The organism is Pseudomonas rhodesiae (assembly GCF_013285305.1).
Lineage (GTDB): Bacteria > Pseudomonadota > Gammaproteobacteria > Pseudomonadales > Pseudomonadaceae > Aquipseudomonas > Aquipseudomonas rhodesiae.
Window position 1 is genome coordinate 2,927,784 of the sequence record NZ_CP054205.1, and the last position, 26,374, is coordinate 2,954,157.

At 59.3% G+C, this 26,374-nt stretch carries 22 protein-coding genes; 7 read left to right on the top strand and 15 right to left on the bottom strand.

The features are described from left to right. The first annotated feature begins 172 nt into the window (after positions 1–172). Together HRH33_RS13265 and HRH33_RS13270 are read left to right on the top strand one after the other, a co-directional pair. Complete coding sequence (locus HRH33_RS13265) at positions 173–487, top strand: hypothetical protein (RefSeq protein WP_167418297.1); 315 nt, start codon at positions 173–175, stop codon at positions 485–487. 11 nt (positions 488–498) lie between these two features. Beyond that, on the top strand, positions 499–1,656 hold the full coding sequence (locus tag HRH33_RS13270; RefSeq protein ID WP_167418296.1) for a PQQ-dependent sugar dehydrogenase: 1,158 nt from the start codon (positions 499–501) through the stop codon (positions 1,654–1,656). A 61-nt stretch (positions 1,657–1,717) separates the two neighbouring features. Here the strand turns inward: HRH33_RS13270 and HRH33_RS13275 are convergent, their stop codons facing one another. Both HRH33_RS13275 and HRH33_RS13280 read right to left on the bottom strand, forming a co-directional pair. Next, positions 1,718–2,197, bottom strand: a complete 480-nt coding sequence (locus HRH33_RS13275) for a nuclear transport factor 2 family protein (RefSeq protein WP_034113550.1) — start codon at positions 2,195–2,197, stop codon at positions 1,718–1,720. A 54-nt stretch (positions 2,198–2,251) separates the two neighbouring features. Next, complete coding sequence (locus HRH33_RS13280; protein ID WP_167418295.1) at positions 2,252–2,815, bottom strand: TetR/AcrR family transcriptional regulator; 564 nt, start codon at positions 2,813–2,815, stop codon at positions 2,252–2,254. Between the two features lie 124 nt (positions 2,816–2,939). Between HRH33_RS13280 and pssA the strand changes: the two genes are divergently transcribed. After that, a complete protein-coding gene (gene pssA, locus HRH33_RS13285) occupies positions 2,940–4,283 on the top strand; it encodes a CDP-diacylglycerol--serine O-phosphatidyltransferase (RefSeq protein WP_034138191.1) in 1,344 nt (447 codons plus the stop codon). A gap of 291 nt (positions 4,284–4,574) precedes the next feature. Further along, positions 4,575–8,027 (top strand): hypothetical protein, encoded by a 3,453-nt coding sequence (locus HRH33_RS13290; RefSeq protein WP_167418294.1) that lies wholly within the window; start codon positions 4,575–4,577, stop codon positions 8,025–8,027. A 10-nt stretch (positions 8,028–8,037) separates the two neighbouring features. Here HRH33_RS13290 and efeO (HRH33_RS13295) read toward each other — a convergent pair whose 3' ends face one another. The 4 genes from efeO (HRH33_RS13295) to efeU are packed head-to-tail and all read right to left on the bottom strand — an operon-like array spanning position 8,038 to position 12,261. Beyond that, on the bottom strand, positions 8,038–8,856 hold the full coding sequence (gene efeO, locus HRH33_RS13295) for an iron uptake system protein EfeO (protein ID WP_167418293.1): 819 nt from the start codon (positions 8,854–8,856) through the stop codon (positions 8,038–8,040). A gap of 28 nt (positions 8,857–8,884) precedes the next feature. Beyond that, the gene (gene efeB, locus HRH33_RS13300; protein ID WP_167418292.1) at positions 8,885–10,189 is read right to left on the bottom strand and encodes an iron uptake transporter deferrochelatase/peroxidase subunit; all 1,305 of its coding nucleotides are present in this window, start codon (positions 10,187–10,189) and stop codon (positions 8,885–8,887) included. A 13-nt stretch (positions 10,190–10,202) separates the two neighbouring features. Further along, a complete protein-coding gene (gene efeO, locus HRH33_RS13305) occupies positions 10,203–11,405 on the bottom strand; it encodes an iron uptake system protein EfeO (protein WP_167418291.1) in 1,203 nt (400 codons plus the stop codon). A 10-nt stretch (positions 11,406–11,415) separates the two neighbouring features. Further along, on the bottom strand, positions 11,416–12,261 hold the full coding sequence (gene efeU, locus HRH33_RS13310) for an iron uptake transporter permease EfeU (protein ID WP_034138187.1): 846 nt from the start codon (positions 12,259–12,261) through the stop codon (positions 11,416–11,418). A gap of 168 nt (positions 12,262–12,429) precedes the next feature. On the opposite strand from efeU, the gene HRH33_RS13315 reads away from it, so the two are divergent. Both HRH33_RS13315 and HRH33_RS13320 read left to right on the top strand, forming a co-directional pair. Then, positions 12,430–13,446, top strand: a complete 1,017-nt coding sequence (locus HRH33_RS13315; RefSeq protein WP_167418290.1) for an AraC family transcriptional regulator — start codon at positions 12,430–12,432, stop codon at positions 13,444–13,446. 356 nt (positions 13,447–13,802) lie between these two features. Then, the gene (locus HRH33_RS13320; protein WP_167418289.1) at positions 13,803–14,186 is read left to right on the top strand and encodes a hypothetical protein; all 384 of its coding nucleotides are present in this window, start codon (positions 13,803–13,805) and stop codon (positions 14,184–14,186) included. A gap of 67 nt (positions 14,187–14,253) precedes the next feature. Here HRH33_RS13320 and HRH33_RS13325 read toward each other — a convergent pair whose 3' ends face one another. The 9 genes from HRH33_RS13325 to HRH33_RS13365 form a co-directional block, all read right to left on the bottom strand. Beyond that, on the bottom strand, positions 14,254–14,772 hold the full coding sequence (locus HRH33_RS13325) for a hypothetical protein (protein WP_167418288.1): 519 nt from the start codon (positions 14,770–14,772) through the stop codon (positions 14,254–14,256). Positions 14,773–14,823: 51 nt separating this feature from the next. Continuing rightward, complete coding sequence (locus HRH33_RS13330) at positions 14,824–15,342, bottom strand: hypothetical protein (RefSeq protein WP_167418287.1); 519 nt, start codon at positions 15,340–15,342, stop codon at positions 14,824–14,826. Between the two features lie 51 nt (positions 15,343–15,393). Continuing rightward, positions 15,394–15,912 (bottom strand): hypothetical protein, encoded by a 519-nt coding sequence (locus HRH33_RS13335; RefSeq protein ID WP_167418286.1) that lies wholly within the window; start codon positions 15,910–15,912, stop codon positions 15,394–15,396. Positions 15,913–16,011: 99 nt separating this feature from the next. Further along, positions 16,012–16,488, bottom strand: coding sequence for a hypothetical protein (locus HRH33_RS13340; protein WP_167418285.1), 477 nt, complete (start codon positions 16,486–16,488; stop codon positions 16,012–16,014). 244 nt (positions 16,489–16,732) lie between these two features. Further along, on the bottom strand, positions 16,733–17,458 hold the full coding sequence (locus tag HRH33_RS26405) for an MFS transporter (RefSeq protein ID WP_243269847.1): 726 nt from the start codon (positions 17,456–17,458) through the stop codon (positions 16,733–16,735). Between the two features lie 846 nt (positions 17,459–18,304). Then, a complete protein-coding gene (locus HRH33_RS13350) occupies positions 18,305–19,720 on the bottom strand; it encodes an efflux transporter outer membrane subunit (RefSeq protein ID WP_034138183.1) in 1,416 nt (471 codons plus the stop codon). Further along, on the bottom strand, positions 19,717–22,896 hold the full coding sequence (locus HRH33_RS13355; protein WP_167418284.1) for an efflux RND transporter permease subunit: 3,180 nt from the start codon (positions 22,894–22,896) through the stop codon (positions 19,717–19,719). The genes HRH33_RS13350 and HRH33_RS13355 overlap by 4 nt, the downstream gene beginning before the upstream one ends. Before the next feature lie 15 nt (positions 22,897–22,911). Then, on the bottom strand, positions 22,912–24,153 hold the full coding sequence (mexE, locus tag HRH33_RS13360) for a multidrug efflux RND transporter periplasmic adaptor subunit MexE (protein WP_047882422.1): 1,242 nt from the start codon (positions 24,151–24,153) through the stop codon (positions 22,912–22,914). 201 nt (positions 24,154–24,354) lie between these two features. Then, a complete protein-coding gene (locus HRH33_RS13365; protein WP_094065601.1) occupies positions 24,355–25,251 on the bottom strand; it encodes a LysR family transcriptional regulator in 897 nt (298 codons plus the stop codon). Between the two features lie 100 nt (positions 25,252–25,351). Here HRH33_RS13365 and HRH33_RS13370 point away from each other — a divergent pair, with 100 nt between their 5' ends. Further along, the gene (locus HRH33_RS13370; protein ID WP_167418283.1) at positions 25,352–26,362 is read left to right on the top strand and encodes a polysaccharide deacetylase family protein; all 1,011 of its coding nucleotides are present in this window, start codon (positions 25,352–25,354) and stop codon (positions 26,360–26,362) included. The last annotated feature ends 12 nt before the right edge of the window (positions 26,363–26,374 follow it).

A 26,374-nucleotide genomic window follows, 5' to 3' on the forward strand; every position in this document is an offset into this window, starting at 1 on the left:
TTGAGAAGAAGCAGTGTTCTGGTGACTCGGCGGCGGCGCGAAAAGTTTCGCCGGGCGGATACGTGGACAGATCGTGTTACACCTGATCAGAAACAATTTAGTTACCAAAGGCGAACCCAGGGCGTAGCGTGCCATCGAAAGCACGTACAGCTCGTTTCAGAGAGGTTTGCTTATGATCAGTTGCAGGCGTTATCTCGCATTGCTGGTGTTGGGCCTGGCCCTGATACCCCTGGCCCAGGCGCTAGACCTGCCCGGGCGAAGCAATAGCAACAACAGCCCGATTCACCGGGCCAACCCTAACAGCATGCAGGGCACCCAGCCCAATGCCTCGGCGACGCGCGGTATTCAGACTGTGCCGACCCCGCGTACGCCGACGCTGGAAAACGGCGGCATCGGCAACCGTTATCCGCAGCGTCAGGCCGCCCCCAGCCGCCCGGCCACTGAAACCAAAGCCCCCACGTATGATGCCAACGGCAATCGCCGGTAAGGACCTGTCTTATGTTGCTACGCAAAACCCTGCTGGCTGCGCTGTGCGCATCGACCCTGTTGCCCTCGATTGCGGCGCATGCCGCCGGGGCTCAACAGTTCCCCAGTGAACAAGGCAGTATCACGGCCACGCCTGTAGCCCAAGGGCTGGATCACCCATGGGCGGTGGCATTCCTGCCGGACCAGCAAGGCTTTCTGGTAACCGAGCGGCCGGGGCACCTGAGGGTCGTCAGTGCAGACGGCAAGCTGTCAGCGCCGTTAAGCGGTGTGCCGCAGGTGTGGGCCAAGGGGCAGGGCGGTCTGCTGGATGTGGTGCTGTCCCCGGACTTCAAGCAAGACCGCATGGTGTATTTGTCTTACGCCGAAGGCGGCGGCAAGGGCGGGACAGCCGGCACGGCGGTCGGGCGCGGACGTTTGGCCGCCGACCTGAGCGGCCTGACCGACTTTCAGGTGATCCTGCGCCAGGAACCCAAGCTCTCCACCGGTAACCACTTCGGTTCGCGCCTGGCGTTTGACCGTGACGGCTACCTGTTCGTGACCCTCGGCGAAAACAACGACCGACCCACCGCCCAGGATCTGGACAAATTGCAAGGCAAGGTCGTGCGCATCTATCCGGATGGCCGCGTGCCGGATGACAACCCGTTCGTCGGTCAGGAAGGTGTACGGTCGGAGATCTGGTCCTACGGCCAACGCAACCCTCAAGGCCTGGCGCTGAATCCGTGGAGCGGCACGCTGTGGGAAAACGAGCACGGCCCCCGTGGCGGCGATGAGATCAATGTCATCGAACGCGGCAAGAACTACGGTTGGCCACTGGCAACCCATGGCATCAACTATTCGCTGACGCCGATTCCCGAAGCCAAAGGCAAGACTGTCGAAGGCACCGTCGCGCCGCGCCATGTGTGGGAAAAATCACCGGGTATCAGCGGCATGGCGTTCTACGACGCCGATCGCTTCAAGCCGTGGCAGCACAACGTATTTATTGGTGCGCTGGCCAGTCAGGAGCTGATTCGCTTGCAGTTCGAGGGCGATAAGGTGGTGCATGAGGAGCGCTTGCTCGGTGGCTTGAAAGCGCGAATTCGCGATGTGCGGCAAGGACCGGATGGCTATCTGTACGTGCTGACGGATGAGGAAGAGGGCGTGTTGTACCGGGTGGGGCTGAATCCGGATTGACAAGGTTGAGCCGTCGGTGGGAGCGGGGTAGCCCACTCCCACCTCTTTACGCGGGTGAGGTTTACAGGCCCAGCGCCGACAAGCCGGGATGTTCATCCGGCCGGCGACCCAGCGGCCAGTGGAACTTGCGCTCGCTTTCCTTGATCGGCATGTCGTTGATGCAGGCAAACCGATGGGCCATCAAGCCATTCTCGTCGAACTCCCAGTTCTCGTTGCCGTAGGAGCGGAACCAGTTACCGGAATCGTCGTGCCACTCATAGGCGTAACGCACGGCGATGCGGTTATCGGTAAACGCCCATAATTCCTTGATCAGTCGATAGTCCAGTTCTTTGGCCCATTTGCGTGTCAGAAAACCTTTGGCTTCTTCGCGGTTGTGAGCGAACTCGGCGCGGTTGCGCCATTGGGTGTCCAGGGTGTAGGCCAGGGAAACGCGTTCTGCGTCCCGGGAGTTCCAGCCGTCTTCGGCCAGGCGTACTTTCTCGATCGCCGACTCGCGGGTAAACGGCGGCAGGGGCGGGCGCGGTTGTTCTGTAGATGACATGCTGCGACTCCTTTAACTCATTAAGGTTTATCGAAAGTTGCTCAGCCTGTGCGTTCACAGTCCCAATAACGTTCGCGCCATGCATTGCGCATTATCGGCAGCCGTTGAATCGCCCATTACCAGGGCAACGGTAATGGCGCCATCGATCAGGATCAGCAGGTGCGCGGCCTGCCGCTCGGGGTCGGGGGTGCCATGTGCTTGACACAGTTCGAGTACGTAATCGAACAGTTTCTGTTTATGAGCTTTGGCCAGCAGGCGGACTGGGTTGTGCGGGTCGCCAGTCTCGCCGCTGGTGTTGATAAAGGCGCAGCCGCGAAAGTCCTCAGAGCCAAACCAGGCCTTGAGCGCGCTGAACAGCGCCAGCAGGCGCTCGCCGCTTTCGGCCTGGCGCTCCACTTCGCTGCGCAGCCATTGGAGCCAGCGCGCATCGCGACGTTGTAGCGCGGCGATCACCAATTCGTCTTTATTAGCGAAGTAGCGATAAATACTTTTTCTCGAGACGCCGGCGGTTTTTACCAGAAAGTCCATGCCGGTGGCGGCAATGCCATGGCGATAGATCAACTTCTCGGTGACGTCGAGGATAATGTCGCGGGTTTCATTACTGATGATTTCGTTCATAGGGCGAACAGTAGAACGATCATTCTCCTTGGTCAATTAATTTTTTCCATCTGTCACTGCGAGACCTGAGCATCTTCATGGTGTAAGCTCGGGACCTCTTCGGATTCGACCCTTTGCGAGCCTTATGCCGTCGTTCTTCAAACGCTCCCTGTTGCCCAAACTGCGCGGTTTTCCACTCACTCCCGAGGCGATTGAGGTGCTGTCCGGCGCTGCGGCGTTTCGCCGTTGCCTGCTGGAGAAAATCCCCCAGGCCACGCGGCGTATCTACATCGTTGCGCTGTACTTGCAGCAGGACGAAGCAGGACAGGAGATCTACGACGCCTTGCACGCCGCCAAGGCCGCACGGCCGGAGCTCGAGATCGTGGTGGTGGTCGACTGGCTGCGTGCCCAGCGCGGGCTGATCGGCGCCGGCAAGCAGCCGGGCAACAGCGCCTGGTACCAGGAAATGACTCAGCGTCACAGCACTGAGGTGCCGGTATACGGTGTGCCAGTGCAGACCCGCGAGCTGTTCGGTGTGCTGCACCTCAAGGGCTTCGTGATCGATGACACGGTGCTCTACAGCGGTGCCAGCCTGAACAATGTGTACCTGCACAAATTCGACAAGTATCGCTTCGACCGCTACCACCTGATCCACAGCCCGGCGCTCGCCGACTCCATGCAGCATCTGGTGGAACATGGGCTGGTGGCGTCCAAGGCCGTGCATCGCCTCGACCTGCCGAACCCGCCGACTACCCGCAGCCTGCGCAACGACATCGGCGACCTGCGCAGCCGCCTCAAGCACGCCACCTACGACACCACGGCGGGGCAGTTGCCCAATGGCCAGTTGTCGGTCAGCCCGTTGCTGGGCGTCGGCAAGAACAACCCGTTGAGCCGGGTGATCCTGGAACTGATCGCCAGCGCCCAGCAGCAACTGACTATCTGCACGCCGTACTTCAACCTGCCACTGCCCGTCACCCGGGAAATCAACCGTGCCCTGGCCCGTGGGGTGAAGATTGACATCATTGTCGGCGACAAGACCGCCAACGATTTCTACATTCCGCCCAGCGAGCCATTCAAGGTGATCGCAGCGCTGCCATACCTGTATGAAATCAGCCTGCGCCGCTTTGCCAAGCGCCATCAGCGCAACATCGACAGCGGCCAGTTAAACCTGCACCTGTGGCGCGACGGCGACAACACCTACCACCTCAAAGGTATGTGGATCGACGAGCGTTACACCTTGCTGACGGGCAACAACCTCAACCCCCGGGCGTTCCGGCTCGATTTGGAAAACGCTCTGCTGATCGACGATCCCCAGGGCCAATGGCTCGCGCCGCGCCAGGCTGAACTGGAGCAGATCTTTCAGCACACCACGCGGATCGAGGCTTACACGCAATTGCAGACGCTGCCGGATTATCCGGCAGCGGTCGGCAAATTCCTGCGCCGTGTGAGCCGGGTGCGGATTGAGCGTCTGCTGTATCGCATTTTGTAAGTCGCCTGAAACTATCGGCAATGCTCCATCGGGCGGTCGTCGGATCAGGCTTACATCCAGGCGCCCGACGCTGTTCTTACATAGCTGCTCACTGTTCTCAGAGCGAGCGTGGATATGTCGAAGATCGCGTCAGGTGCTTTTTACGAGGTGCCCAGTAGCTTTGTTCCCATGGCGGATCGTCCGTCCGCTTTAACGCCTTCCCCCACGCTGTCGCGAGCTCGACGCTCAACCGCTGATTCAAGCCCCGTACTCAGTTATCCCTGGACCCGCAAACCGGTCCCCAGCAACGGCGTGGCGGCTGCCGACACGCTGCTGGAACAACGCCTCACGTCAGCCACGCAAAGCGGCCACGGCATGGTCGAGGTGCCTGAGGGCAGCACGCTGACCCCTGCGCTGGCGGTGTACCGGCACCTGCTGAACCAACCGCCGTTGCAAACCTGGCTCAACGACCAGGGGCTGGAAACCGCCACGCTGACCCTGCATCACGACTTTATCGAAGGGTTCGTGACCCGCGAGGGTGTGCGCAGTGCCGTCAGGTTTACCTACACCGACGCGTCGGGGTGGTTAGAGGCCTCGGCCAGCCTGCGCCCGCTGTTGCACCTGCTGGACCCCGGCGATAAAGGCCTGACCTTTATGGGTGAGGACGACGGGTGGGTGCCGTTGGCGGTGGTCGAGCAAGCGAAAACCCGCCATGGCTTTCACGTCGGCGATGTGGACAGCGCTTCGCGGGTGATCGGTCAGATCGAGCAGCGTCGCTACTTGGCGGACACACTGGAGGCGGCCCTGGGAGATTGGCCTGACGCCACGCCCATGCAATGGTCCGAACACCCCTGCGAAGTGAGCCCGGCGTTAACCTTGGGCGACGCCAGCCAGGCCGCCCGCGAGCGCCTGCAGCGCCTGGTGGCGCAATCGGACATGACGGCGCTGCTCGAACGCGAAGGCTTTGACTGGCCCGGCAAGCCGTTTCGGATAACCGAGGGCAGGCTGGAGCGTCTGAGCCCAGTGTGGGGTTGGGTCGATCTCACCCGTTATGTCGAACAGCACCCCGCCCTGGAGGCAGAGCGCCAGGCGTTGGTCGGGCTCAGCGAACCCTTGGGCGGTGCGGTTTATTCCACTCCCCGCTATGACGTGCGCCAACTGGTCGAATACCTGGGGCTGGGCTCGATGGCAACTGCCGGCGAAACCCGCAATGTCATCCAGTGGTTGCGTACGTACTTGCCGCCGGCACCGCCACTCGGCGATTACAACGGCCTGATGCGCCGCGAGTGGGCCCCCGGCACCCTGACGCCCGAAGATCGCCTCGCCCTGAACGATCTTGCGCAAGCCCGCTTGGGCGGCAGCAGCGCCAGAGGTTTCAGTGCACTGGTGCACAGCACCCCACAGGCACTGCACACCGACCCCCAGGCCCATTTGACCGCGCTGCTTGAAAGCCCCGAGGCATTGGCGTTTGGCGAGCAATTGGCCAGAGCGCTGAATTGGTTTGGCGCGAGCGGCGCAGGCTATGAATTGCCCAAAACGGTGTGCCAACAGTTGGTGGTGGCGGCGATCAAGTTGCACGCCGGTATCGACGCTACGGACAAGCCTGGGCATGTGGCCGGGTATTCGGTGTACCAACCGGCGAACATGGGGCGCACATTCAGTGCCGTGCGCCGCGACATCGAACAGCATCTGATCGCGCACAAGGGCGTCGACCCCAAGTTGGCCGCGCTGGCGGCACACCTGGGCTTGGCCCAGGCAGCACCGGAATTTCTGGTCAAAGATGTGCCGGGCACGGTGCACATCGGTACGCCGGCCTGGATGGAGTTGCGTCTGGGCTGTGCGATGGCCGATCAACATGCACCCGGCACGTCCCGGGCGATGAATGAAGAGCAGGTCACCCACCTCACCACGCTGGGCCCCACCAGCGATGCCCAGGCCGAGTTGATGCAATTGTCAGCGTTGAAAATCATGGCCGATTGGGGCGTGCTCAATGGGGTCGTCCGTTTGCGCAGCGATGGAGAATATTCTCGTACGGATATCCAGATCGCCTCCGAAGCGTTCTTCAAACAGCGCGAAGAGGCCAGCCTTGCCTTCACCGACGCGAGCGCCGAGCTGCCTACCCGCAGGACGCTGGCCATTAAGGAGCTGCTGCGGGTCTTTCCGGACACTACCCCGGCGGGTCTGGAGGCCATGACCGTACACATCGCCGAGGCTTCGGAGCGTCGCAACATGGCGTCGGGCGAACCCAGGACGCGTCCGATCATTGAGGCGTATATGACCGGCGATCTGACACCGGGCAAGTGGGCGCTGAGCAGCGATTTACGTGGTACTTACCGAAGCGGCAGCACCCCTTATCAGCAGGGCCAGGCCCCGCAGGCTTCCCCTGAGGCACGCGCTCAGTTGGATCAACGTATTCGGCGCTTGCCCGCATTGGATGGGCTGCTCAAGAGCGCGGTCGACCGGCATCGGCACGCGTTGCAGAACGCCTATGCCACCCGCTTGAAGCTGATGCTTGCCGAGTTGCCGCTGGCGGATCGACAAGCGCTGGAGCTCGGCACTGTCGAGCTGTTCACCTTACGCGGGGAAACCGGCACCACCCAGGCCCGCGAAACGGCGAGCAGCAGGCTGGCACAGCGCGGTCGCCAAGGCACGGTGATGCGCCTGGAGCATAACAACCAAGTCACGTATTACGAGCTGTTTGCCAACGGCAACGTCGTGCGACGCACCGACTTGCCACAGGATCTGATACTGGGGGGGCTGATCAAGCACGAGCGCTTTCCCACCCCGCATGGTCATGTGCACTTGCCAGTCAACCGTGGCACGCCGGTCCCGTTCGATGCCGACGCCTATACCCTGGGAACGGCACCGAGGTCGGACGTTGCCTCGGAGGCCATGATCATCGAGCAACTGGGCGCGCCGTTCGCCGCCAGCGCTTTACCGGCCAGCTACACCCTGCTGAACTATGTGCCGAACACTTACGGCTCGCGCAAAACCGCGCGCATCGTGGAGGCGATCGCGCAGGGGAATTTTTACGAGTCTCCAGACGCCTTGCTGCAAAGGGCGACCGAACAAGTGCCGTTGGAACGCCGTCGCGAAGCACGCACCCGTGCGCACAATTTTTTGCTGGGCTTCGTGCCCTTTGTCGGTGCCTATCAGGAATTCAAAGCCGGCAATATCGGCAGCGGCTTGGCCAACCTGGCGGTGGACACCGTCGGGGTGGCCATCGGTGCAGCGGGCCCGGCGCGGGGGTTGATTCGCTCAGCCAAAGCCCTGGCATTCAAGCCTTTGAAGGGGATTGCCAGGCGTTTGACGGCCTCGGTAAGCCCCATGGTGTCGACATCAGCCAGGGTCAAACCGGCGGCCACCTTCAGTGATCGCGCATTTGATTTTCTCAAGCATTCGGGGCTGTTCGCCAATGCCGCGCTGAATCCGCTGGATGGCTACCCGCAGATGATCCGGGCGGCGACCAAAGGCTTATTTAACGTGCCCAAGCTGATCCTGCACGGAGCGAAGAGTTCGAGCAAAGTCGCTCCGCACTTGCTTACGGCCGAAGAAAAACTGCGCAGTTACTTGATTATCGCGGCCGGGCAGGTCGACCGGCAGGAGCCCGGCGGTCAGTCGCCCGTGGGGAGCCGCACAGGCGGATACCGAGGGGCCGAGGTTCAAAGCGTGCGCTACGGTGGTCACTGGTATGCCTTGGACCCGCTCAATGGGCGGCCGGTTGGCACGCCCCTGAGCGGGTTTGTCGCCGATGCCACCCCGTGAGTGCTGATCCTCAGTTCAGGCCCAGCTTGCCGCGCAGCATGGACAGGTCTTCAGCGAGGGTGTTGACCGGACCCACCAGCGCTTTACGGTCGCTGTCCTTGACCTTGTCGTAGGTCTCGAAGCCGCCGTCTTTGGTTTTGTACTTGGCCAGCACCTTGTTCACGGTGGCGAAGTTTTTATCGACTTTGGCCAGGAAGGCCTTGTCCTGCTTCTCGATCTGGCCGCGGAACAGGTCGACGATTTTTTTCGCGCCGTCGATATTGCCCTGGAAGTCATACAGGTCGGTGTGGCTGTAGCGATCTTCTTCGCCGGAGATCTTGGTGGCGGCGACTTCCTCCAACAGCGCGGCGGCACCGCCGACGACTTTTTCCGGCGGGAAGGTCAGGCCGTCCACGCGGGTCTTGAGGTCATTGACATCGGTGTTGAGCTTGGCGGTCAGCGTCTCCAGGCCCTGAGTCGAGTTCTGCGAGAACAGCGCGTACTCGATGCGGTGGAAGCCGGTGAAGTCTTCGGCGGTTACGCCTTTTTCGTGATCGTCGACGCGGGAGTCGATGGAGGCGTCGAGGTCGCTGAACAACTCGGCAATCGGCTCGATGGACTCGTAGTGCACGCGGGTAGGCGCATAGAGCTTCTTGGCGGTGGCCAGGTCGCCTTTGTTGATCGCGTCGGTAAAGGCCTGGGTTTGGGTCACCAGTTCACCGATCTCTTCGGTGACATAAATCTTGTAGTCCGACACCGGCCCGACCAGGTCCAGCGGTGCGGTGGCGGCGAAGGCGGCCAGGGGCGAGAGGGTCAGCAACAACGACAACGCGAGAGTCGACTTCTTCATGGGACAGTTTCCGCTGTGGGGGTGGGTTTCAGGTATTGGCAGAGGTGCGTGGGTGCGTGGCAGCAAGCAGCGTGCGGCCGAGGAAATCCTGGGGCCCGCTGACCCCCGGCAAGGTGAAGAAATACCCGCCGCCGACCGGCTTGAGGTATTCCTCCAGGGGTTCGCCGTTGAGTCGGGTCTGCACGCTGATAAAGCCTTTTTCCAGGTCGGCCTGGTAGCAGATGAACAGCAGCCCCATGTCCAACTGACCGTTCTTATTGACGCCGTTGGAGTAGTTGAATGGCCGGCGCAGGATCAGGTTGGCCTGGGTCTGCGGGGTGCGCGGGTTGGCCAGGCGGATATGGGCATCGAGCTTGGTCAGCTTGCCTTCCGGGTCTTTGCTGTAGTCGGGCACCTGGGTTTCTTTGTGGCCGTCCATTGGCGCGCCGGTGGTTTTGATGCGGCCGATGATGCTTTCTTGTTCCTGCAGGGGCGTGCGGTCCCAGCGTTCGACGAAGTTGCGGATGATGCGCACCGCCTGGTAACTGCCATGGGCGGCCCAGGCCGGTTCATCGCTACCGGGCTGCACCCACACGATCTGGTTCATGGCTTGGTCGTTATTGGAGTCGGGGTTGGCCGAACCATCCCGGAAACCCAGGAAGTTACGCGCGCTCTGCGCCGGCTCGCCGGGGCGGGCAGGGGCCTGGGGCGGCACGCTGCCTTCCTGTTTCCAGCGCACCAGCAGCAAGTCCGGCAAGTTCTTCACGATGTCGCGCAGGGCATGGATATTGGTGTCCGGCGTGTTGGAGCTGAATTGCAGGCTGAGGTCGCCATGGCACTGCGCCGGCTCCAGCGCATCGTTGGGAAACCCCACCATACGGATCAGACGCTTGGGCTTGGCGGCGGCGAGGCCGAAGCGTTCGTCGAACAGCGATTCACCCACCGACACAGTGATGGTCAGGTTATCCGGCGTGACCACCGGGCCCAGAATCCCGGAATCGGTGGGTGGCAATTTCGGGTCGACTTGGGCCACCGGGCCACCGGTCATCAGGAAATGGATACGCTCGTTCAGGGTGCGGAACAGGCGTTCCAGGTCTTGGCGATCGCTGGCCAATACATCGAAGGCCACTAGCATGCCGCAGGCCGGGCGCGGGGTGACGATGCCTGTCTGATGCTGGCCGTAAAAATCGTGGTGGTCCTGGGTCTTGTCACTGCGCGGCGCGGTGGTGACTTGTTCCGCAGCGGCGGCCATGGCCGGGCAGGTCAAGCTGCTGCCGGCAATCGCCGCGCCAGTGGCGGCCATGCCCAGCAGGACACGGCGACGCTGAAGGTTAAGCTGTTCTGAATCACTCATGGGGCGGTTGTCTTCACTGCAGGCCGGAAAGGCCGAGGGCGGGGTCGATTCCATCGAGTACGGCGGCCAGAGCCTTGGCCTTGTCAGCGATCTGCTTGCGCTGACCGTCGGTGACGCTGTCGTAGCGGCGGTACTGGCCGTCGACTTTCATACTGTCCAACTGACTGTCGAATGCGCCGAGGGCGATATCGACCTTGGGCAGCAGGTCGGCGGCGGATTTTTCCAGCAGTGGACGCATCAGCTCGACCACCTTGTGAGCGGCGGCCAGGTTGGCGGCGAAGCCATTCAGGTCCAAATGGCTGTAGCGTTCCTCCTCACCGCTGAGCGCACGTACATCCGCCAGGCTGTTGAGGTTGCGCACCACGATGCCGAACAATTGCTCGGGCGGCAGCGACTGGGCCAGCAATTGCTGCTTGAGGGTGGTGACGTCACTGAGCAGGCGCTGCGCTACCGGCGCCAGGCCGTCGAGGCTGCGTTGCTGGAACAGGCTGTACTCAATGCGATGGAAGCCGCTGAAGGCTGGGTCTTGTTCGCGTCTTTCGAAATAATCGGCCCGCGCATTGATTGCATTATCGAGTTCAGCCAGGCGTTGTGCGGCCGGGGCCAAACCCTGATAGGCCACGCGAGCGGTGGCATACAACGCCTGTGCCTGCGTCAGGTCGCCGGCGTCGATGGCCTGTTGCAGTGCGGTTACGGCCTTGATCAGCGCGCTGCCCTGGCTACTCAAGTACACCCGGAACTCCGACAGCGGGCCGATAAAGGCCACCATCGACGGCTTGGCTTTGGCCTGGGCTTCGGATTCGGCGGTTGGCGTTACATGCAAAGTGCCCCGTGGATTGCTCAGCAGGCCGCAAGTAATTGCGTAGTCGCCGGGTTGCAGGTTGGCATTGATCACTTGGCTCAAGCCGGGGGCGATGTTCTCGCGCTCCTCGACCACCAGCACGCCGTCGAGGATTTCCCATTCCACCGCCCGGTCGGAACGGTTGATGATCCGAAAACTCGCCGGCCCGGCGGGCACGGTCAGCGCATTGGGTTCGCAGGCGTGGGCATGGATGGTCACTGCAATTTCATTGCTGTGGGTCTGGCGCTTGGCGGCGGCCAGTTGCGAAGCGTAGTAGAACAGGCCGCCGGCGGCGATCATCACGACCACCGAGCCGGCCACCGCCCAGCGCAGGGCTCGGGGTGGCGAGGCGGGTTGAGGCGTTGGGTTGGTCAAGAGACGGTCCTTACTGGCTGGAAACGGAAGAGGGCGCGGCGACCGGTTTGGCCGCGGCGGCGGGCAGGAAGAACATCACCAGCGCTACCACCAGGTAAATCAGATAGGCGCCCAGGGTGCTCACGGTCGGTGCTTCCTGATAACCGAACATGCCGGCGAGCACCGAGCCGAGCGGGCTGTCCATCGGCAAGGCAGTGCTGAAATCGAACAGCACGGTTTGCAGGTGATTCCACACCCCGGCTTCATGCAGGGCCTGCACCGAGTTGGCGAGGATGCCAGCGGCGACCACCAGGATAAACAGCCCGGTCCAGCGGAAAAACGCTGCCAGGTTCAGGCGCATGCTGCCGGTATAAATCAGGAAACCCACAATGATCGCCAGTACCAGCCCGAGCAGTGCACCGATCGGCGCGCCCGGGCCTTCGCTCTGCTGGAACACCGCCAGCAGGAAAAACACCGTCTCCAAACCTTCACGGGCCACGGCGAAAAACACCATGAGGATCAGCGCGGTGACCTGGTGTTTCGAGCCGGTCAGCGCCTGATCGAGGGAGGCATGCAACGAATGCTTGATGGAGCGGGCCACCTTGCGCATCCAGAACACCATGGAACTGAGAATGCCTACGGCGACCAGGCCGACGATGCCTTCAAACAGCTCCTGTTGTTTCTGCGGAAACTCGGCGCTCATCAATTCCAGACCACCGCCCACCAGCAGTGCCAGGGCCGCAGCGAGGAAAACCCCGATCCACACCGCCGGCATCCATTGACCACGACCGGTCTGCTGCAGGTAACTGGCGATGATGCCAACGATCAACGCTGCTTCGATGCCTTCGCGCAGCATGATGAGAAAGGGGACAAGCATCGCGCACCACAAGGTAACTAGATAGGAAGCTAAGTTGTAGCATAATGATACTCATTGCTAAACAGCAAATATTGACATTAGCTGAACGCTCGCTGAACGGTGGTGACGAATCCTCGCGACCCTTATGATGCAGGCCACCTCAACAGCTGTCGGATCGCCTGAAGCCCCATGTCCGAAAAAGACACCATCTCCCTGCACCTTGTGCGCGAAGCGCTGCTGCAAAGCTGCCCCCCCGGAGCGGCCAGCGCACAGGTGCTGACCAAGGTTGGCATCGACCCAGCGCTGCTGGCGCAGCCCGATGCACGAGTGTCGGCCACCACCTATGCACGGCTGTGGCGGCTGCTGGCCAGGCGCTCGGACGACGAGTTCTTCGGTATGGACCCGCGCAAGCTCAAGTCAGGCAGCCTGGCGTTTCTGTGCCGCGCCTGCATGGCGCAACCCACATTGGCTGCCGGCCTGGAAACCGGCCTGGGGTTTCTCTCGCTGATGCTGGAGCATCTACCCGCGCAACTGGTACGCCAACAAAGCCTGGCGGAAATCGTCCTGCTGGAGCCCGAGACCGAGCCGCGTCGGGCGTTCACCTATTTCACCTACTGGATGATCGTGCACGGCGTCGCTTGTTGGCTGGCCGGGCGCCGCATTCCGATCTTGGCCATCGAACTGCGTTGCCCGCCGCCGGATTTCTGCGACGACTACCGCGTGATGTTCTCCGACAACCTGCGCTTCGATCGGCCACGCACGCGCATGATCTTCTCCGCCGACTGCCTGGACCTGCCGATCAAACGCAGCCCCCAGGAGCTTCAGCGCTTCCTCGCCCACGCTCCCGCGAACATCCTGGTCAAATACCGCGACCCCGAGAGCCTGGCCACCCGCATCAAACACGACCTGCGCCAACTGCCCCCCGACACCTGGCCGGAAACCGAAGCCCTGGCCGCCAGTCTGTGCATCTCCGCATCCACCTTGCGTCGCCGTCTGGCCGAGGAGGGGCAGACGTACCAGGGCCTCAAAGACAGCGTGCGCAAGGAATTGGCAATTGTCTGGCTGGCCGAACCGCAGATCAGCTTTGCCGAAATTGCCGTGCGGCTGGGCTTTGCGGATGTGAGTTCTTTTTATAAAGCGTTTCGTAAGTGGTCTGGGTCGAATCCGGGGCATTATCGGAGTTTGATTCTTAACGAGGCTGGCTGAACTTCATCTTTTTGTTAATCAGCCGATGCTGTGCAACAGGTTCAGGACCGGGCATAAGTTCGATATTTGCCCGCCGAGTCTGGGATTAGGAATTACCTTTCAAGCGCCTACTTATCCGTATGACAGAGCCGTCCTTAATGATTTTAGGAAGCGGCTGGCATCTATCGATTGATAAATCGTGCATCGTCAATGGCACGGTTCTTACCCGGTAGTCCAAGTGGTTTTGAGCGGCGAGAACCATTGATGTTTTCGGGATTTCGTCTCTTGGAAGTCTCCCATGGCGAAACCGACTTCATCTATTGCGGTGTGATGTGTAGCTAAAGCTGAGATCTAATTGATTAGATAAGGATGAAGTTATGAAAAGTCTTACTGCATTGCCTTTCGTTGTGTTGATGTTGATGTCTGCGCAGGCATCGGCGTTGTGTACGTATATTACTCAAAGCTATGGAGGGATTATTCAACCGAAGAAGGAAGTTACGGCTTACGGTCCATTTGAAGTAAATTCCGCCAATGGTTGCTTGAATGCCAATGTTGAGGCTACGGTTATGGCCAGTAGTGCGGGGAGGGCACCTGAAATTTATATTGAAGGTGATGTTGGTGGAGGAGTTTGGCAGCGACTGACTTACAGCATAGGTACTAATGCATTTTGGGTGGGGCCATTCGGTCGTTATCGCGTCACATTGCACAACGACGAAACCACGCCCAAGGCTTATTCCGGAACGGTAAGATACGGTCGCTGAGAAGCGTTGCATGCAGTGTGCCGCACATCGTCAGCACGCTGCATGCCATTGATGCACTGGATAACTCCTAAGCAGACTCATCTATGGAAATCTCATTCCGCGATGAGTTGACGAAGTAGGCCAGTGCATTGATAACGTGATTGGCTCTCACCATCCCTTGCAAGTAATCGGCTGCCCCGTCTCCGCGCGCGATACGTGGGTTCTTTTCGAAGAAGTCTACTTCGTCCTCCAGTCTTTCGTTGAACAAGGCGATGGCATTGAATTTCACGTGTGTGTCAGTTTGACGCCCCTTTGAGTCGGATGCGCCGCTCCCTTCTATAAGCATCCTAAATGCACGTGAGTTGATTGCACCGCTTTCGAATAGGCGGCTTCCAACTTCTTTCAACTCGTCAGTACTGATGGCCGTCATGTCGTAGCCCTTCAAGAATGCTTTGAGTTCGCTGATCTTTTCATGGTGCCAAAGCTCCAGCGTGTCTGCCGCTTGCTCTTCTTCGGTAATGGTGAACTTATTTACCACCTGTTCAGGGTTTCTAATCACGTAGGCGGGGCTTGCCATTGAACGTTGTCCGGCAGGTATGACTAACATTTTTTGATCCTCATGCTGATAACTGTTTGTGTCTATCTAAGGGCGGCAGAATCAGGCCTGTTCATCTATAGATAGCTCGCTCTTTGAAGATTTAACGAAATAGGCAAGTGCGTTGATTACGTGATTGGCTCTCACCATCCCCTGCAAATAATCGGCTGCCCCGTCGCTGCGCGCGATACGAGGGTTCTTGTTGAAAAAAGCTATTTGGTCCTCCAGTCTTTCGTTAAATAATGCAATGGCGTTAAACTTTACATCCTCGTCTGTTTGGTGGCCGCCCTCATCAAACGCACGGTTTCCCTCTATAAACATTCCAAATGCACGAGAGTTGATGACGCCGCTTTCGAATAAGCGACCTCCAACTTCTTTCAATTCATTAGTGCTGATGGAGGTCATGTCGTAGCCCTTCAAGAATGCTTTGAGTTCGCTGATCTTTTCATGGTGCCAAAGCTCCAGCGTGTCTGCCGCTTGCTCTTCTTCGGTAATGGTGAACTTATTTACCACCTGTTCAGGGTTTCTAATTACGTAGGCGGGGCTTGCCATCGAACGTTGTCCGGCAGGTATGACTAACATTTTTTGATCCTCATGCTGATAACTGTTTGTGTCTATCTAAGGGCGCCAGAATCAGGCCTGTTCATCTATAGATAGCTCGCTCTTTGAAGATTTAACGAAATAGGCAAGCGCGTTGATTACGTGATTGGCTCTCACCATCCCCTGCAAATAATCGGCTGCCCCGTCGCTGCGCGCGATACGAGGGTTCTTGTTGAAAAAATCGATTTGGTCTTCCAACCTTTCGTTAAACAATGCAATGGCGTTAAACTTTACATCCTTGTCTGTTTGGTGGCCGCTCTCATCAAATGCGTAGTTTCCTTCTGTAAGTATTCCAAATGCACGAGAGTTGATGACGCCGCCTTCGAATAAGCGACCTCCAACTTCTTTCAATTCATTAGTGCTGATGGAGGTCATGTCGTAGCCCTTCAAGAATGCTTTGAGTTCGCTGATCTTTTCATGGTGCCAAAGCTCCAGCGTGTCTGCCGCTTTCTCTTCTTCGGTAATGGTGAACTTATTTACCACCTGTTCAGGGTTTCTAATTACGTAGGCGGGGCTTGCCATAGAGCGTTGTCCGGCAGGTATGACTAACATTTTTTCATCCTCATGCAGATAATTGTTTGTGTCTATCTAGGGGCGCCAGAATCAGGCCTGTTCATCTATAGATAGCTCGCTCTTTGAAGATTTAACGAATTAAGCAAGTGCATTGATAACGTGATTGGCTCTCACCATCCCCTGCAAATAATCGGCTGCCCCGTCGCTGCGCGCGATACGAGGGTTTTTTTCGAAAAAATCTATTTGCTTTTCCAGTCTTTCATTGAATAGTGCGATCGCATTGAATTTGACATCATGATTAGTTTGGCGACCTTTGTCGTCAAGGGCTTTGATGCCTTCTGAAAACATCAAAAGAGCTCGGGAGTTAATAACGTTACTTTCGAAAAGACGTCTGCCAACTATTCTTAACTCGGAAGTGCTGATGGACGTCATATCGTAGTCTTTCAAAAAGGTTTTGAGTTCGCTGATCTTTTCATGGTGCCAAAGCTCCAGTGTGTCTGCCGCTTTTTCTTCTTCGGTAATAGTGAACTTATTTACCATTTGTTCTGGGTTTTTAATGATGTAACCCGGGCTTGCCAGTGTGCTAAGCGCCTGTCCGCCAGATATAACCAACATAGTGGTGTCCTCGCATTATTGAGCGTTACATCCGCATATCGACAGGTGATCTATCAGCTTTAGTGCTGGAAATGACTGTTCATGGACCAAGTAATAATGCTGAGCTTGAGCAAAAACGCCGTGTATTGCGCGCCTGTTAAGGTATTAGGAAATTTCAGGCGATAACCTACATGCGGATCTGAGGAATTGGCTTTCCTGGCTTTGGGAAACAGCCTACAAGTTTCCGTCAAGCTAAAAAATCCCATCATCGGCTGAGGCGCAGCGTGGCACAGACTCCAAACAAACCAAGAAGACAGCAGGCTGCAACGGTCATTAACGTCAACGAGAAACCATACCTCTCCACTAATCCACCGAAAAGAGTATAGGAGGTGCCGATAATAATTGAATTGATTAAATTTGCAGCAGAGACACAAGAGGCTCGGATACGTGATTCAACGTTTTCATGAATATAGGTTTCATAGGAGGTTTCGTATATCGCAGGTAGCGACATGATTAAGAGAAAGCAGGCCGTTGAAGCGATTATCCCCACGTCTAAAGACAAAATAAAAAGCAGCGAGGTCACAATAATCGTCGTGGAGAATGCAATAACGCCGAGAGAGTGTCTGGAGCAAATATAACCTGCAGCAATAAACATTGCTGTCGATATGGCTTCGACTGCAGCATATATCCCAGCGATCAGCTGCACCTCTAGACCTAGCGTGGAGAAGAAGGGTTGGCCGTAAATAGACAAAGGCACCGTTGACAGTTCGAATAGCGCAAATCCAACGAATAAGGGAATAAGAGATGCACCATTTTTTGAGCGAAAAATCTCACCAATGCAATAAAAACGCCTTCTGTGACGTTGGTGCGCACGCTGCTCGTTGTGCTGGAGTAATGTGGGATGGTAGGAGGGCGTATTTCGGGAATGAATGTAACAACGATAGCTCCAAAAAGCTTCGATAATGCAAAAACTATATAAACACTGTTCCAAGACATGGCATCTTGTATTACGCCACCAAGAAGCATGGATAAGCCTAACGAAACCGCACCAATGGCACGGGCGCGTGAAACTATTTTCGGGTACTCATCTGTACGATTTTCAGCCAGTAGGTTGTCATACAGCAACGCCCTATCCGCACCGGAACCCATGGCAATACTGGCGCCGAATAGGCAAAGATAATAACGAAAGGGATAAAATCGGAAAACAGTAAGAATCCAATTCCGCTTATAAAAAGCCCCAGGAAACTAAGAGCAAGGGAGTATTTACGCCCATACCGATCTGCGAGTAACCCGGATGGAATTTCCAAGGCTACGGAAGAGAAAAATAAAAAAGACTGGAGGACGCCTATTTCTCCTTGTGTTATCCCGAGTTGCAATAGGTAAAGCACAAATAAGCTTCTCTGAACATCCAGGCTCATGAGTATTGATAGGGTGTAATAAAATTTATCATTTGTAGTTTTTAGGGGGTCAAGTGTGCCCATTCTTATTTGAGTGCCTTTCTTCTTGAGTTAAAAATATTCGAGATTAAAGCTCGTCGCCCCCCTGTTTTTCAGATGCTAAAGCGCTTCCGGTGCGCAAGGCTAGCAGCAAGCTGTGTTGTAATTTTAAAGGGTCAGTGTGTAACTGATAGACGCCGCGGTTACTGTGATACACCCATGTAAGCCCGATCAGCATGCCCAGCAAGGTACTAGGAAATTACTTACGAATGACTTCTTGTCTAACTTACAGAAGTACCTTTCAACTTTTTAGGACCTTTCAAACAAAAAAAGCCCCATGACCGAATGGACCATGGGGCTAAAAATTGGCTGGATGCGACCAACCAAAGGAGCTCTTTACATCACTTGGCGGTAGCGACCACCGTATCCGGCTGCCAGCCACCCCCCAGCGCTTTGTAGATCGCCACTATCCCGCGATACAGATCCACTTCGGCCTGGGCCTGGGCGTCTTCGGCGGCCAAACGCTCACGCTGGGCATCGAGCAGGACGAGGAAGTCCACGGTGCCTTCGCGGTAGCGGATGGCGGCGAGGTCGGCGGCGGCGCGGCTGGATTCGCTTTGGCGGATCAGCGAGACCAGGCGCTGCTGGCGTTTGCCGTAGTCGCTGAAGGCGTTTTCGGATTCTTCCAGGGCCAGTAACACTTGCTGTTCGTAGGTGGCCAGGGCGCCGTCGGCTTCGGCGTCGGCACCGCGCAGGCGGGCGCGCACGCTGCCCAGGTCGAATGCGGCCCAGGTGATGCTCGGGCCCAGGGCCCAGGCGTTGGCGGCGGACGATCCGATCTGCGAGCCACGCCCGGCGGTAAAGCCGAGGAAGCCACTGAGGCTCACTCTTGGGAACAGGTCAGCCTTGGCCACGCCGATGCGCGCGGTGGCGGCGGCCAGTTTGCGTTCGGCGCTGAGGATATCCGGGCGCCGTTGCAGCAGTTGGCCTGGGTCGCCGATCGGCAAGGCTTTGGCAATCGCCGGCAGGTCTTTCGGGCTCAGGTCCACGGTCAGCTTGTCCGGACGCTGGCCGAGGAGGGTGGCGATGCGGTTACGCTCGCGCACTTGTTCGGCCTGCAGTTGCGGCACGCTGGCTTCCACCGAAGCCAGGCGCGCGTCGGCCCGTTCTACATCGAGCTGATCCCCCACCCCGGCATCCCGCAGGCTGACGGTGATGGTGCGCGACTCCTGCTGATTCTTCAGGTTGTCCAGGGCGATGCGCTCACGCAGTTGCGCGCCGCGCAGTTGGCCGTAGGCGTCCACCAGTTCGGCAATCAAGGTGACTTGCAGCTGGTACAGGTCCGCTTCGGCCGCCTGCTGATCGGCGTCGCTGGCTTCCAGGTTGCGCTGGATGCGGCCGAACAGGTCCAGCTCCCAGGCCATGTCCAGGCCCAAGTCGTAGCGCTCGCTGTTGACCCGTTTGGTGGTCTGGCCGGGGATCTGCCCCTTGCCCAGGTCGCTGCTGGCGCGGCTGGTGATGGTCGGCATTGCGTCATTGCTGGCGTCGTCGCGGATCGCCCGGGCTGCCCGCAGTCGGGCGAAGGCTACGCGCAGGTCACGGTTGCCTTGCAACGATTGAGTCACCAACTGGTTGAGGGTCGGGTCGTCGAACTGCTGCCACCAGATGCCTTCGAACTTGGCGTGGTCATATTGCTTGGCGTCCGCGGCGGCGGCGATGTTCGCCGCCTCCGGGGTCTGGGTCTTGTAGTCCGGGCCCACGGCACAGGCGGCGAGCGCCAGTACCAGCAAGCTCGGCAGGAATACTTTTACACTCATTGCTGTGTCTCCAGCTTCAAAGCCTTGGCTGCTTTGCGCGCTTCGCTGCGCTCCACATAGCGACGGATCAGGACGTAGAACACCGGGGTCAGCAACAGTCCGAAGAAGGTCACACCAATCATCCCCGAGAACACCGCCACACCCATGGCATGGCGCATCTCGGCACCGGCACCGCTGGACAACACCAGAGGCACCACACCCATGATGAAGGCGAACGAGGTCATCAGGATCGGCCGCAGACGCAGACGGCAAGCTTCCAGCACCGCCGCCAGCGGGTCGAGGCCTTCCTGCTGTTTGTCCTTGGCGAATTCGACGATCAGGATCGCGTTCTTGCACGCCAGGCCCACCAGTACGATCAGCCCGATCTGAGTGAAGATGTTGTTGTCGCTACCCGAGATGATCACCCCGGTGATGGCCGACAGCAGCGTCATCGGTACGATCAGGATTACCGCCAGTGGCAGGCTCCAGCTTTCGTATTGGGCGGCCAGTACCAGGAACGCCAGCAGTACGCAGAGCGGGAACACGAACAGCGCGGTATTGCCCGAGAGGATCTGCTGGTAGGTCAGGTCGGTCCACTCGTAGGTCATGCCGTTGGGCAGTTCCTCCTTCAGCAGTTTTTCAATCGCGGCCTGGGCCTGGCCGGAGCTGTAGCCCGGTGCGGCGTTGCCGTTGATTTCTGCGGTGATAAAGCCGTTGTAGTGCATCACGCGGTCTGGGCCCGAGGTGTCGCTGACTTTGATAAAGGTCGCCAGCGGGATCATCTCGCCTTTGTTGTTACGCACTTTCAGCTGGCCGATCTGGTCGGCGTCCTGGCGGAACTGTTGCTCGGCCTGCACGTTGACCTGATAAGTGCGCCCGAAACGGTTGAAGTCGTTGGCGTACAGCGAACCCAGGTAGACCTGCAGGGTGTCGAAGATGTCGCTGATCGCCACGCCGTGGGTCTTGGCCTTTTCGCGGTCGATGGCGGCATCGACCTGGGGCACGTTGACCGTGTAGCTGGTGAACAGGCCGAACAGCTCCGGCACGCTGCGGCTCTTGGCGATCACGTTCTGCACTTCTTTGTACAGCTCGTCATAACCCAGGTTGCCACGGTCTTCGATCTGCAGGCGGAACCCACCGATGGTGCCCAGGCCCTGGACCGGCGGCGGCGGGAAGATCGCCATATAGGCTTCTTCAATGCCGCTGTATTGGCCATTCAACGCCCCGGCAATCGCGCCGGCGGACATGCTCGGGTCTTTGCGCTCATCGAAGGGCTTCAAGGTCACAAACACGATGCCGCTGTTCGGGCTGTTGGTGAAGCCATTGATGGACAGGCCCGGGAAGGCAATCGCGGCTTCCACGCCAGGCTGTTTCAGGGCGATCTCCGACATGCGCTTCATCACGTTTTCGGTGCGGTCCAGGCTCGCGGCGTCAGGCAATTGCGCGAAGGCCACCAGGTATTGCTTATCCTGGGCCGGGACGAAACCGGTCGGGGTGTGGGCGAAGCCGAAGAAGGTCAGCACCATCAAGCCGGCGTACACGAACAGGGCAATGCCACTGCCGCGGATCACTCGGCGCACAGTGCCGACGTAACCATGGCTGGCCTTTTCGAAAAAGCGGTTGAACGGGCGGAACAACCAGCCACCAAACAGCTTGTCGAGGAACTTGGAAAAGCGGTCCTTCGGCGCATCATGGCCGCGCAGCAACACGGCCGCCAGGGCAGGGGACAGGGTCAGCGAGTTGAACGCCGAGATCACCGTCGAGATCGCAATGGTCAAGGCGAACTGCTTATAGAACTGCCCGGTCAAGCCGCTGATAAAGGCAGCCGGAATGAACACCGCACACAGCACCAGCGCCGTGGCGATGATCGGCCCGGTCACTTCACTCATGGCTTTTTCGGTTGCCGGGAACGGCTCCAGACCCAGCTCGATATTACGTTCGACGTTCTCCACCACCACAATGGCGTCGTCCACCACGATGCCGATGGCCAGTACCAATCCGAACAGCGACAGCGCGTTGAGGGAGAACCCGAACAGGTGCATCACCGCAAACGTACCGATCAACGATACGGGCACCGCCACCAACGGAATGATCGAGGCGCGCCAGGTCTGCAGGAACAGAATCACCACCAGCACCACGAGGATCAGGGCTTCGAACAGGGTGTGCACCACTGCCTCGATGGAGCCGCGAACGAAGATCGTCGGGTCATAGGCGATGCGGTAACCCATGCCGGCCGGGAAGCTCTTTTTCAGCTCGGCCATCTTGCTGCGCACATCGTTGGAGATGTCGATGGCATTGGAGCCGGGGCGCTGGAAGATTGGGATCGCCACCGCCGGTTGGTTATCGATCAGCGAGCGCAGCGCGTATTGGCTGGACCCCAGTTCGACCCGGGCAATGTCTTTGAGGCGCGTGATTTCACCGTTGGCACCGGCGCGAATCACGATGTTCTCGAACTCTTCTTCGGTAACCAGGCGGCCCTGGGTATTGACCGACAACTGGAAGCTGGTATCGGACGGCGCGGGCTGGGCACCCAGGGCACCGGCGGCCACCTGACGGTTCTGCTCGCGAATCGCGGTGACCACATCGGTGGCGGTCAGGTTGCGCGAGGCGGTCTTGTTCGGATCCAGCCACACGCGCAGGGAGTAGTCGCCCATGCCGAACAACTGCACATCGCCGACGCCACCCAGGCGCGCCAGCTCATCCTTGATATTGAGGATCGCGTAGTTGGACAGGTACAGCATGTCGTAGCGCTGATCCGGGGAGGTCAAGTGCACCACCATGGTCAGGTCGGGGGAGGCCTTGTCCACGGTGATACCGATGCGCGTCACTTCTTCCGGCAGCTTGGGCTGGGTCCGGGTCACTCGGTTCTGCACCTGCACCTGCGCGTTGTCCAGGTCGGTGCCCAGGGCGAAGGTGATGGTCAGGGTCAGCTTGCCGTCGGCGGTGGACTGCGAAGACATGTACAACATGTTCTCGACGCCGGTGATCGCCTGCTCCAGCGGCGCGGCCACGGTTTCGCCGATGACCTTGGGGTTGGCGCCGGGGAAGTTGGCGCGTACCACCACGGTAGGCGGCACTACTTCCGGGTATTCGCTGATCGGCAATTGGAACAGCGAGATCGCACCGGCGATCAGGATCAGCAGCGACAGCACCGCTGCGAAGATCGGCCGCGAAATGAAGAACTTGGAAAAATTCATCTTGAGTCGTATCCCTTAACCGCGTGGAGTCGCAACACTGGCGAGCTTGGGCGCGGCTTTTTCCGGCGCCACTTGCTCAAGGTTGCTGGCTTCAAGCGCTTGTCGTTGTTGGGCCAAGGCGGCGAGGGTTTCCTTGCTGGCCATCGGAATGGTTTCCGGGGTGACCGGTGCACCGGGGCGCGCACGCTGCAGGCCCTTGACGATAATGGTGTCGTCCTTGTTCAGGCCGTTGCGCACGATGCGTAACCCTTCGATCTTTGGCCCCAGTTCCACTGCGCGGTAGGCCGGCTTGTCGCCTTCCATCACCAGCACGAACTTCTTGCCCAGGTCGGTGCCGACCGCTTCGTCGTTGATCAGCACGGCGGAGTAGGTGCCGCTGCCTACCAGCTTCAAGCGCGCATACAGGCCAGGGGTGTATTCGCCTTTGCTGTTATCGAACACCGCGCGCCCACGAATGGTGCCGGTGGCCGGGTTGACCTGGTTGTCGATGAAGTTCATCTGGCCCAGGTGCGGGTTGCCGGCTTCATTGGACAGGCCCAGGTATACCGGGGTGGTTGCGCCGCGACGGCCCTGGCGCGCCAGTTCGGTGTATTTGAGGTACACGCGTTCGTCGGCGTCGAAGTAGGCATAGACCTTATCGGTGGAGACCACGCTGGTCAGCGCGGTGACGTCGGCGGTGACCAGGTTGCCGGCGGTGATTTCGGCACGGCTGACGCGGCCGCTGATCGGCGAGGTCACGCGGGTAAAACTCAGGTTCAGCTTGGCCAGGTCCAACTGCGCCTGGATCCCGGCGACGGCGGCGCGGGCTTCCTGGGCGGCGGTGGTGCGCGAGTCGGCGAGTTCGGCGGAGATCGCATTGCTCTGGCGCAGGCGCTCGCCACGCTGGGCTTCGTTTTCGCTGCGGGTGGCGGCGGCCTTGGTTTGTTGCAGTTGCGCTTCAAGGCGGCGCACTTCGGCTTGGAATGGGCGTGGGTCGATCTGGAACAGCAGGTCGCCTTTCTTGACCAAAGCGCCTTCGGTGAAAGCGACTTGGTCAATCTGGCCAGACACCCGTGGACGAATCTGTACGGTTTCCGGCGCTTCGAGACGGCCGGTGAATTCGTCCCACTCGTTGACCGGTTGCTCCAGCACCTTGGCGACGCTGACTTTCGGCGCCGGCATGGCGGCCGCTTGTTCCGGGGTTTTACCGCACGCGCTCATCACCACCATGGCCAATATCGCCAGGGGCACGCGCAAAGGTTTGAGTGACTGTTCCATAGGGTGCATCCGCCAATGTATTTGAGATGGGCGGATCATGCGCGGGGACGCGGTATGTCACGAATCGAATGAAGCAAAGGTAACTATCATTCGGAATGATATAAGCGCCGATTAAGCCCTCTAGCATGGGGCTTTCGTTAGGGAGCTATCAATGCCCTTGATGACAAGAGTGTTTTGCGTGGCGTGCAAGGAAGCGATTTCTCAACTCGCACTGTCGGCAGATAGGCGCGCCGCGATGCGTTCCATCAACAGGCTGACCCGGCGCGGCTGGGCGCGACTGGCCGGGTAGACGATGTTCAGGGCGGTGCGCCCGAGGTCGTAGTCCTTGAACAGCTCCACCAGCCGTCCGGCGCGCAGGTCGTCACGCACGTCCCACACCGATTTCAAGCACAGGCCATGGCCGTCCAGGCACCACTGGCGCACCAGCGCACCGTCGTTCGCCACACGCCGGCCGCGCACCAGAATGCGCTGGGTATGCCCGTGCTGGCTGAAGGTCCACTCCCGCGCCAGATTGATGCCGAAGCGCATCACCAGGCATTCATGTTCGGCCAGGTCCGCAGGCTGCAACGGCGTGCCGTGGCGTTCCAGGTAAGCGGGGGCGGCGCACACTACGCGGCGGTTCTCGCCCAAGGGTTTGGCGTGCAAGCTGCTGTCGACCAGGGCGCCGTAGCGCACGGCGAAATCGATACCCTGGCCGACCGGGTCGACATAACCGTCGCTGAGGTGCAGGTCGATGCTGACCTGCGGATGCTCCTCCATGAATTGCTCCAGGATCGGTTCGAGGTACTGACGCCCCAGATCCTGCGGCGCACTCAAGCGAATCAACCCGGAAACCGTCTGGGTACCCAAGCGAATGCTGCTGTGCAACGCCTCGGCCTGATCCAGCAGGCGCCGTGCGCCTTCAGCCAGCACGCGCCCTTCGTCGGTCAAGTGAATAGCGCGGGTGGTGCGGTTGAGCAGGCTGGCGCCGTAGAAGCTCTCCAGTTGCGCCAGCCGTTCGGACACCGAGGCCGGTGACAACCCCAACTCGCGCCCGGCGGCGGACAGCCCACCTTTCTCGATGATCAACAAAAACAGCTCAAGATTTTTCAGCGGCATTGTTCGGAGTTTCCGAAAGGGGTTTTTGAAAATGGCTCAATTATCAAAATAATCCAAAAGTCTTAGGGTTGCATCCGTGCTTATCCAACGGAGTCACGCGATGTCATTGATCAACACGCAACGGCGTACCTTTCTCGCCCAGGCCGGCGCAGGCGCAGCGGTGCTGGCGGCGGGTTCGATACTCAACCCGGCCGGCGCCGCCACCGCGCCAACGGGCCAGGCAACTCGTGCCACGACGGCGTCCAGTCAGCGCAACGGACGGTTCTGGCCCGGCGACACGCGGCTGGTGGTGTCGATTTCCATGCAGTTCGAAGCGGGTGGGCAGCCGCTCAAGGGCACTGATAGCCCGTTCCCCAAGGTGGATTTCCCCGACAGCGTGCCGGCGGATGTGGCCACCAACACCTGGTTCGCCTACGGCTACCGCGAGGGCATCCCGCGCATGCTTGACCTGTGGGACCGGCACGGCGTAAAGGTCACCAGCCACATGATCGGCGACGCGGTGCAGCGTCACCCCGAGTTGGCCCGCGAGATCGTCGCCCGTGGTCACGAAGCGGCGGGCCACGGCCCGCGCTGGAGTTCCCAGTTCGCCATGAGCCGCGATCAGGAGCGCACTTTTTTGCGCCAGGCCGCAAGCATGCTACAGGCGGTCACCGGCCAGGCCGTCACGGGCTACAACTGCAACTGGCTGCGGCGCGGGCCAAATACCTTGTCGCTGCTGCAAGAGCTGGGCTACGTCTACCACATCGATGACGTGAGCCGCGATGAACCCTTTATCGAGCAGGTCAATGGCAAGGATTTCGTGGTGGTGCCCTACACCCTGCGCAATAACGACATTGTGCTGATCGAAGGCCGCAACTATTCGCCGTCCCAGTTCCTGGAGCAGGTCAAGCTGGACTTCGATCAACTCTACGAAGAGGCCGGCACCCGGCGCCGCATGATGTCCATCAGCGCCCACGACCGCATCAGCGGTACGCCGCAAATGGTCAAGGTGTGGGATCAATTCCTGCGCTACGCCAACAGCCATCCCGGCGTTGCTTTTATGCGCAAGGACGCGATTGCTCAATACACCCTCAATAGCCCGCAGAGCCTTCGGGAAACCGAGACGATCTAGGCGCCAACCCCC

Coding starts and splice junctions, on each gene's coding strand:
- HRH33_RS13265 (WP_167418297.1), top strand. CDS start 173: ATGATCAGTTGCAGGCGTTATCTCGCATTGCTGGTGTTGGGCCTGGCC.
- HRH33_RS13270 (WP_167418296.1), top strand. CDS start 499: ATGTTGCTACGCAAAACCCTGCTGGCTGCGCTGTGCGCATCGACCCTG.
- HRH33_RS13340 (WP_167418285.1), bottom strand. CDS start 16,488: ATGTTGGTTATATCTGGCGGACAGGCGCTTAGCACACTGGCAAGCCCG.
- HRH33_RS13335 (WP_167418286.1), bottom strand. CDS start 15,912: ATGTTAGTCATACCTGCCGGACAACGCTCTATGGCAAGCCCCGCCTAC.
- HRH33_RS13350 (WP_034138183.1), bottom strand. CDS start 19,720: ATGAGTGTAAAAGTATTCCTGCCGAGCTTGCTGGTACTGGCGCTCGCC.
- HRH33_RS13325 (WP_167418288.1), bottom strand. CDS start 14,772: ATGTTAGTCATACCTGCCGGACAACGTTCAATGGCAAGCCCCGCCTAC.
- HRH33_RS13320 (WP_167418289.1), top strand. CDS start 13,803: ATGAAAAGTCTTACTGCATTGCCTTTCGTTGTGTTGATGTTGATGTCT.
- pssA (WP_034138191.1), top strand. CDS start 2,940: ATGCCGTCGTTCTTCAAACGCTCCCTGTTGCCCAAACTGCGCGGTTTT.
- HRH33_RS13315 (WP_167418290.1), top strand. CDS start 12,430: ATGTCCGAAAAAGACACCATCTCCCTGCACCTTGTGCGCGAAGCGCTG.
- efeB (WP_167418292.1), bottom strand. CDS start 10,189: ATGAGTGATTCAGAACAGCTTAACCTTCAGCGTCGCCGTGTCCTGCTG.
- HRH33_RS13280 (WP_167418295.1), bottom strand. CDS start 2,815: ATGAACGAAATCATCAGTAATGAAACCCGCGACATTATCCTCGACGTC.
- HRH33_RS13330 (WP_167418287.1), bottom strand. CDS start 15,342: ATGTTAGTCATACCTGCCGGACAACGTTCGATGGCAAGCCCCGCCTAC.
- HRH33_RS13355 (WP_167418284.1), bottom strand. CDS start 22,896: ATGAATTTTTCCAAGTTCTTCATTTCGCGGCCGATCTTCGCAGCGGTG.
- efeO (WP_167418293.1), bottom strand. CDS start 8,856: ATGAAGAAGTCGACTCTCGCGTTGTCGTTGTTGCTGACCCTCTCGCCC.
- efeU (WP_034138187.1), bottom strand. CDS start 12,261: ATGCTTGTCCCCTTTCTCATCATGCTGCGCGAAGGCATCGAAGCAGCG.
- HRH33_RS13370 (WP_167418283.1), top strand. CDS start 25,352: ATGTCATTGATCAACACGCAACGGCGTACCTTTCTCGCCCAGGCCGGC.
- HRH33_RS13365 (WP_094065601.1), bottom strand. CDS start 25,251: ATGCCGCTGAAAAATCTTGAGCTGTTTTTGTTGATCATCGAGAAAGGT.
- HRH33_RS13275 (WP_034113550.1), bottom strand. CDS start 2,197: ATGTCATCTACAGAACAACCGCGCCCGCCCCTGCCGCCGTTTACCCGC.
- mexE (WP_047882422.1), bottom strand. CDS start 24,153: ATGGAACAGTCACTCAAACCTTTGCGCGTGCCCCTGGCGATATTGGCC.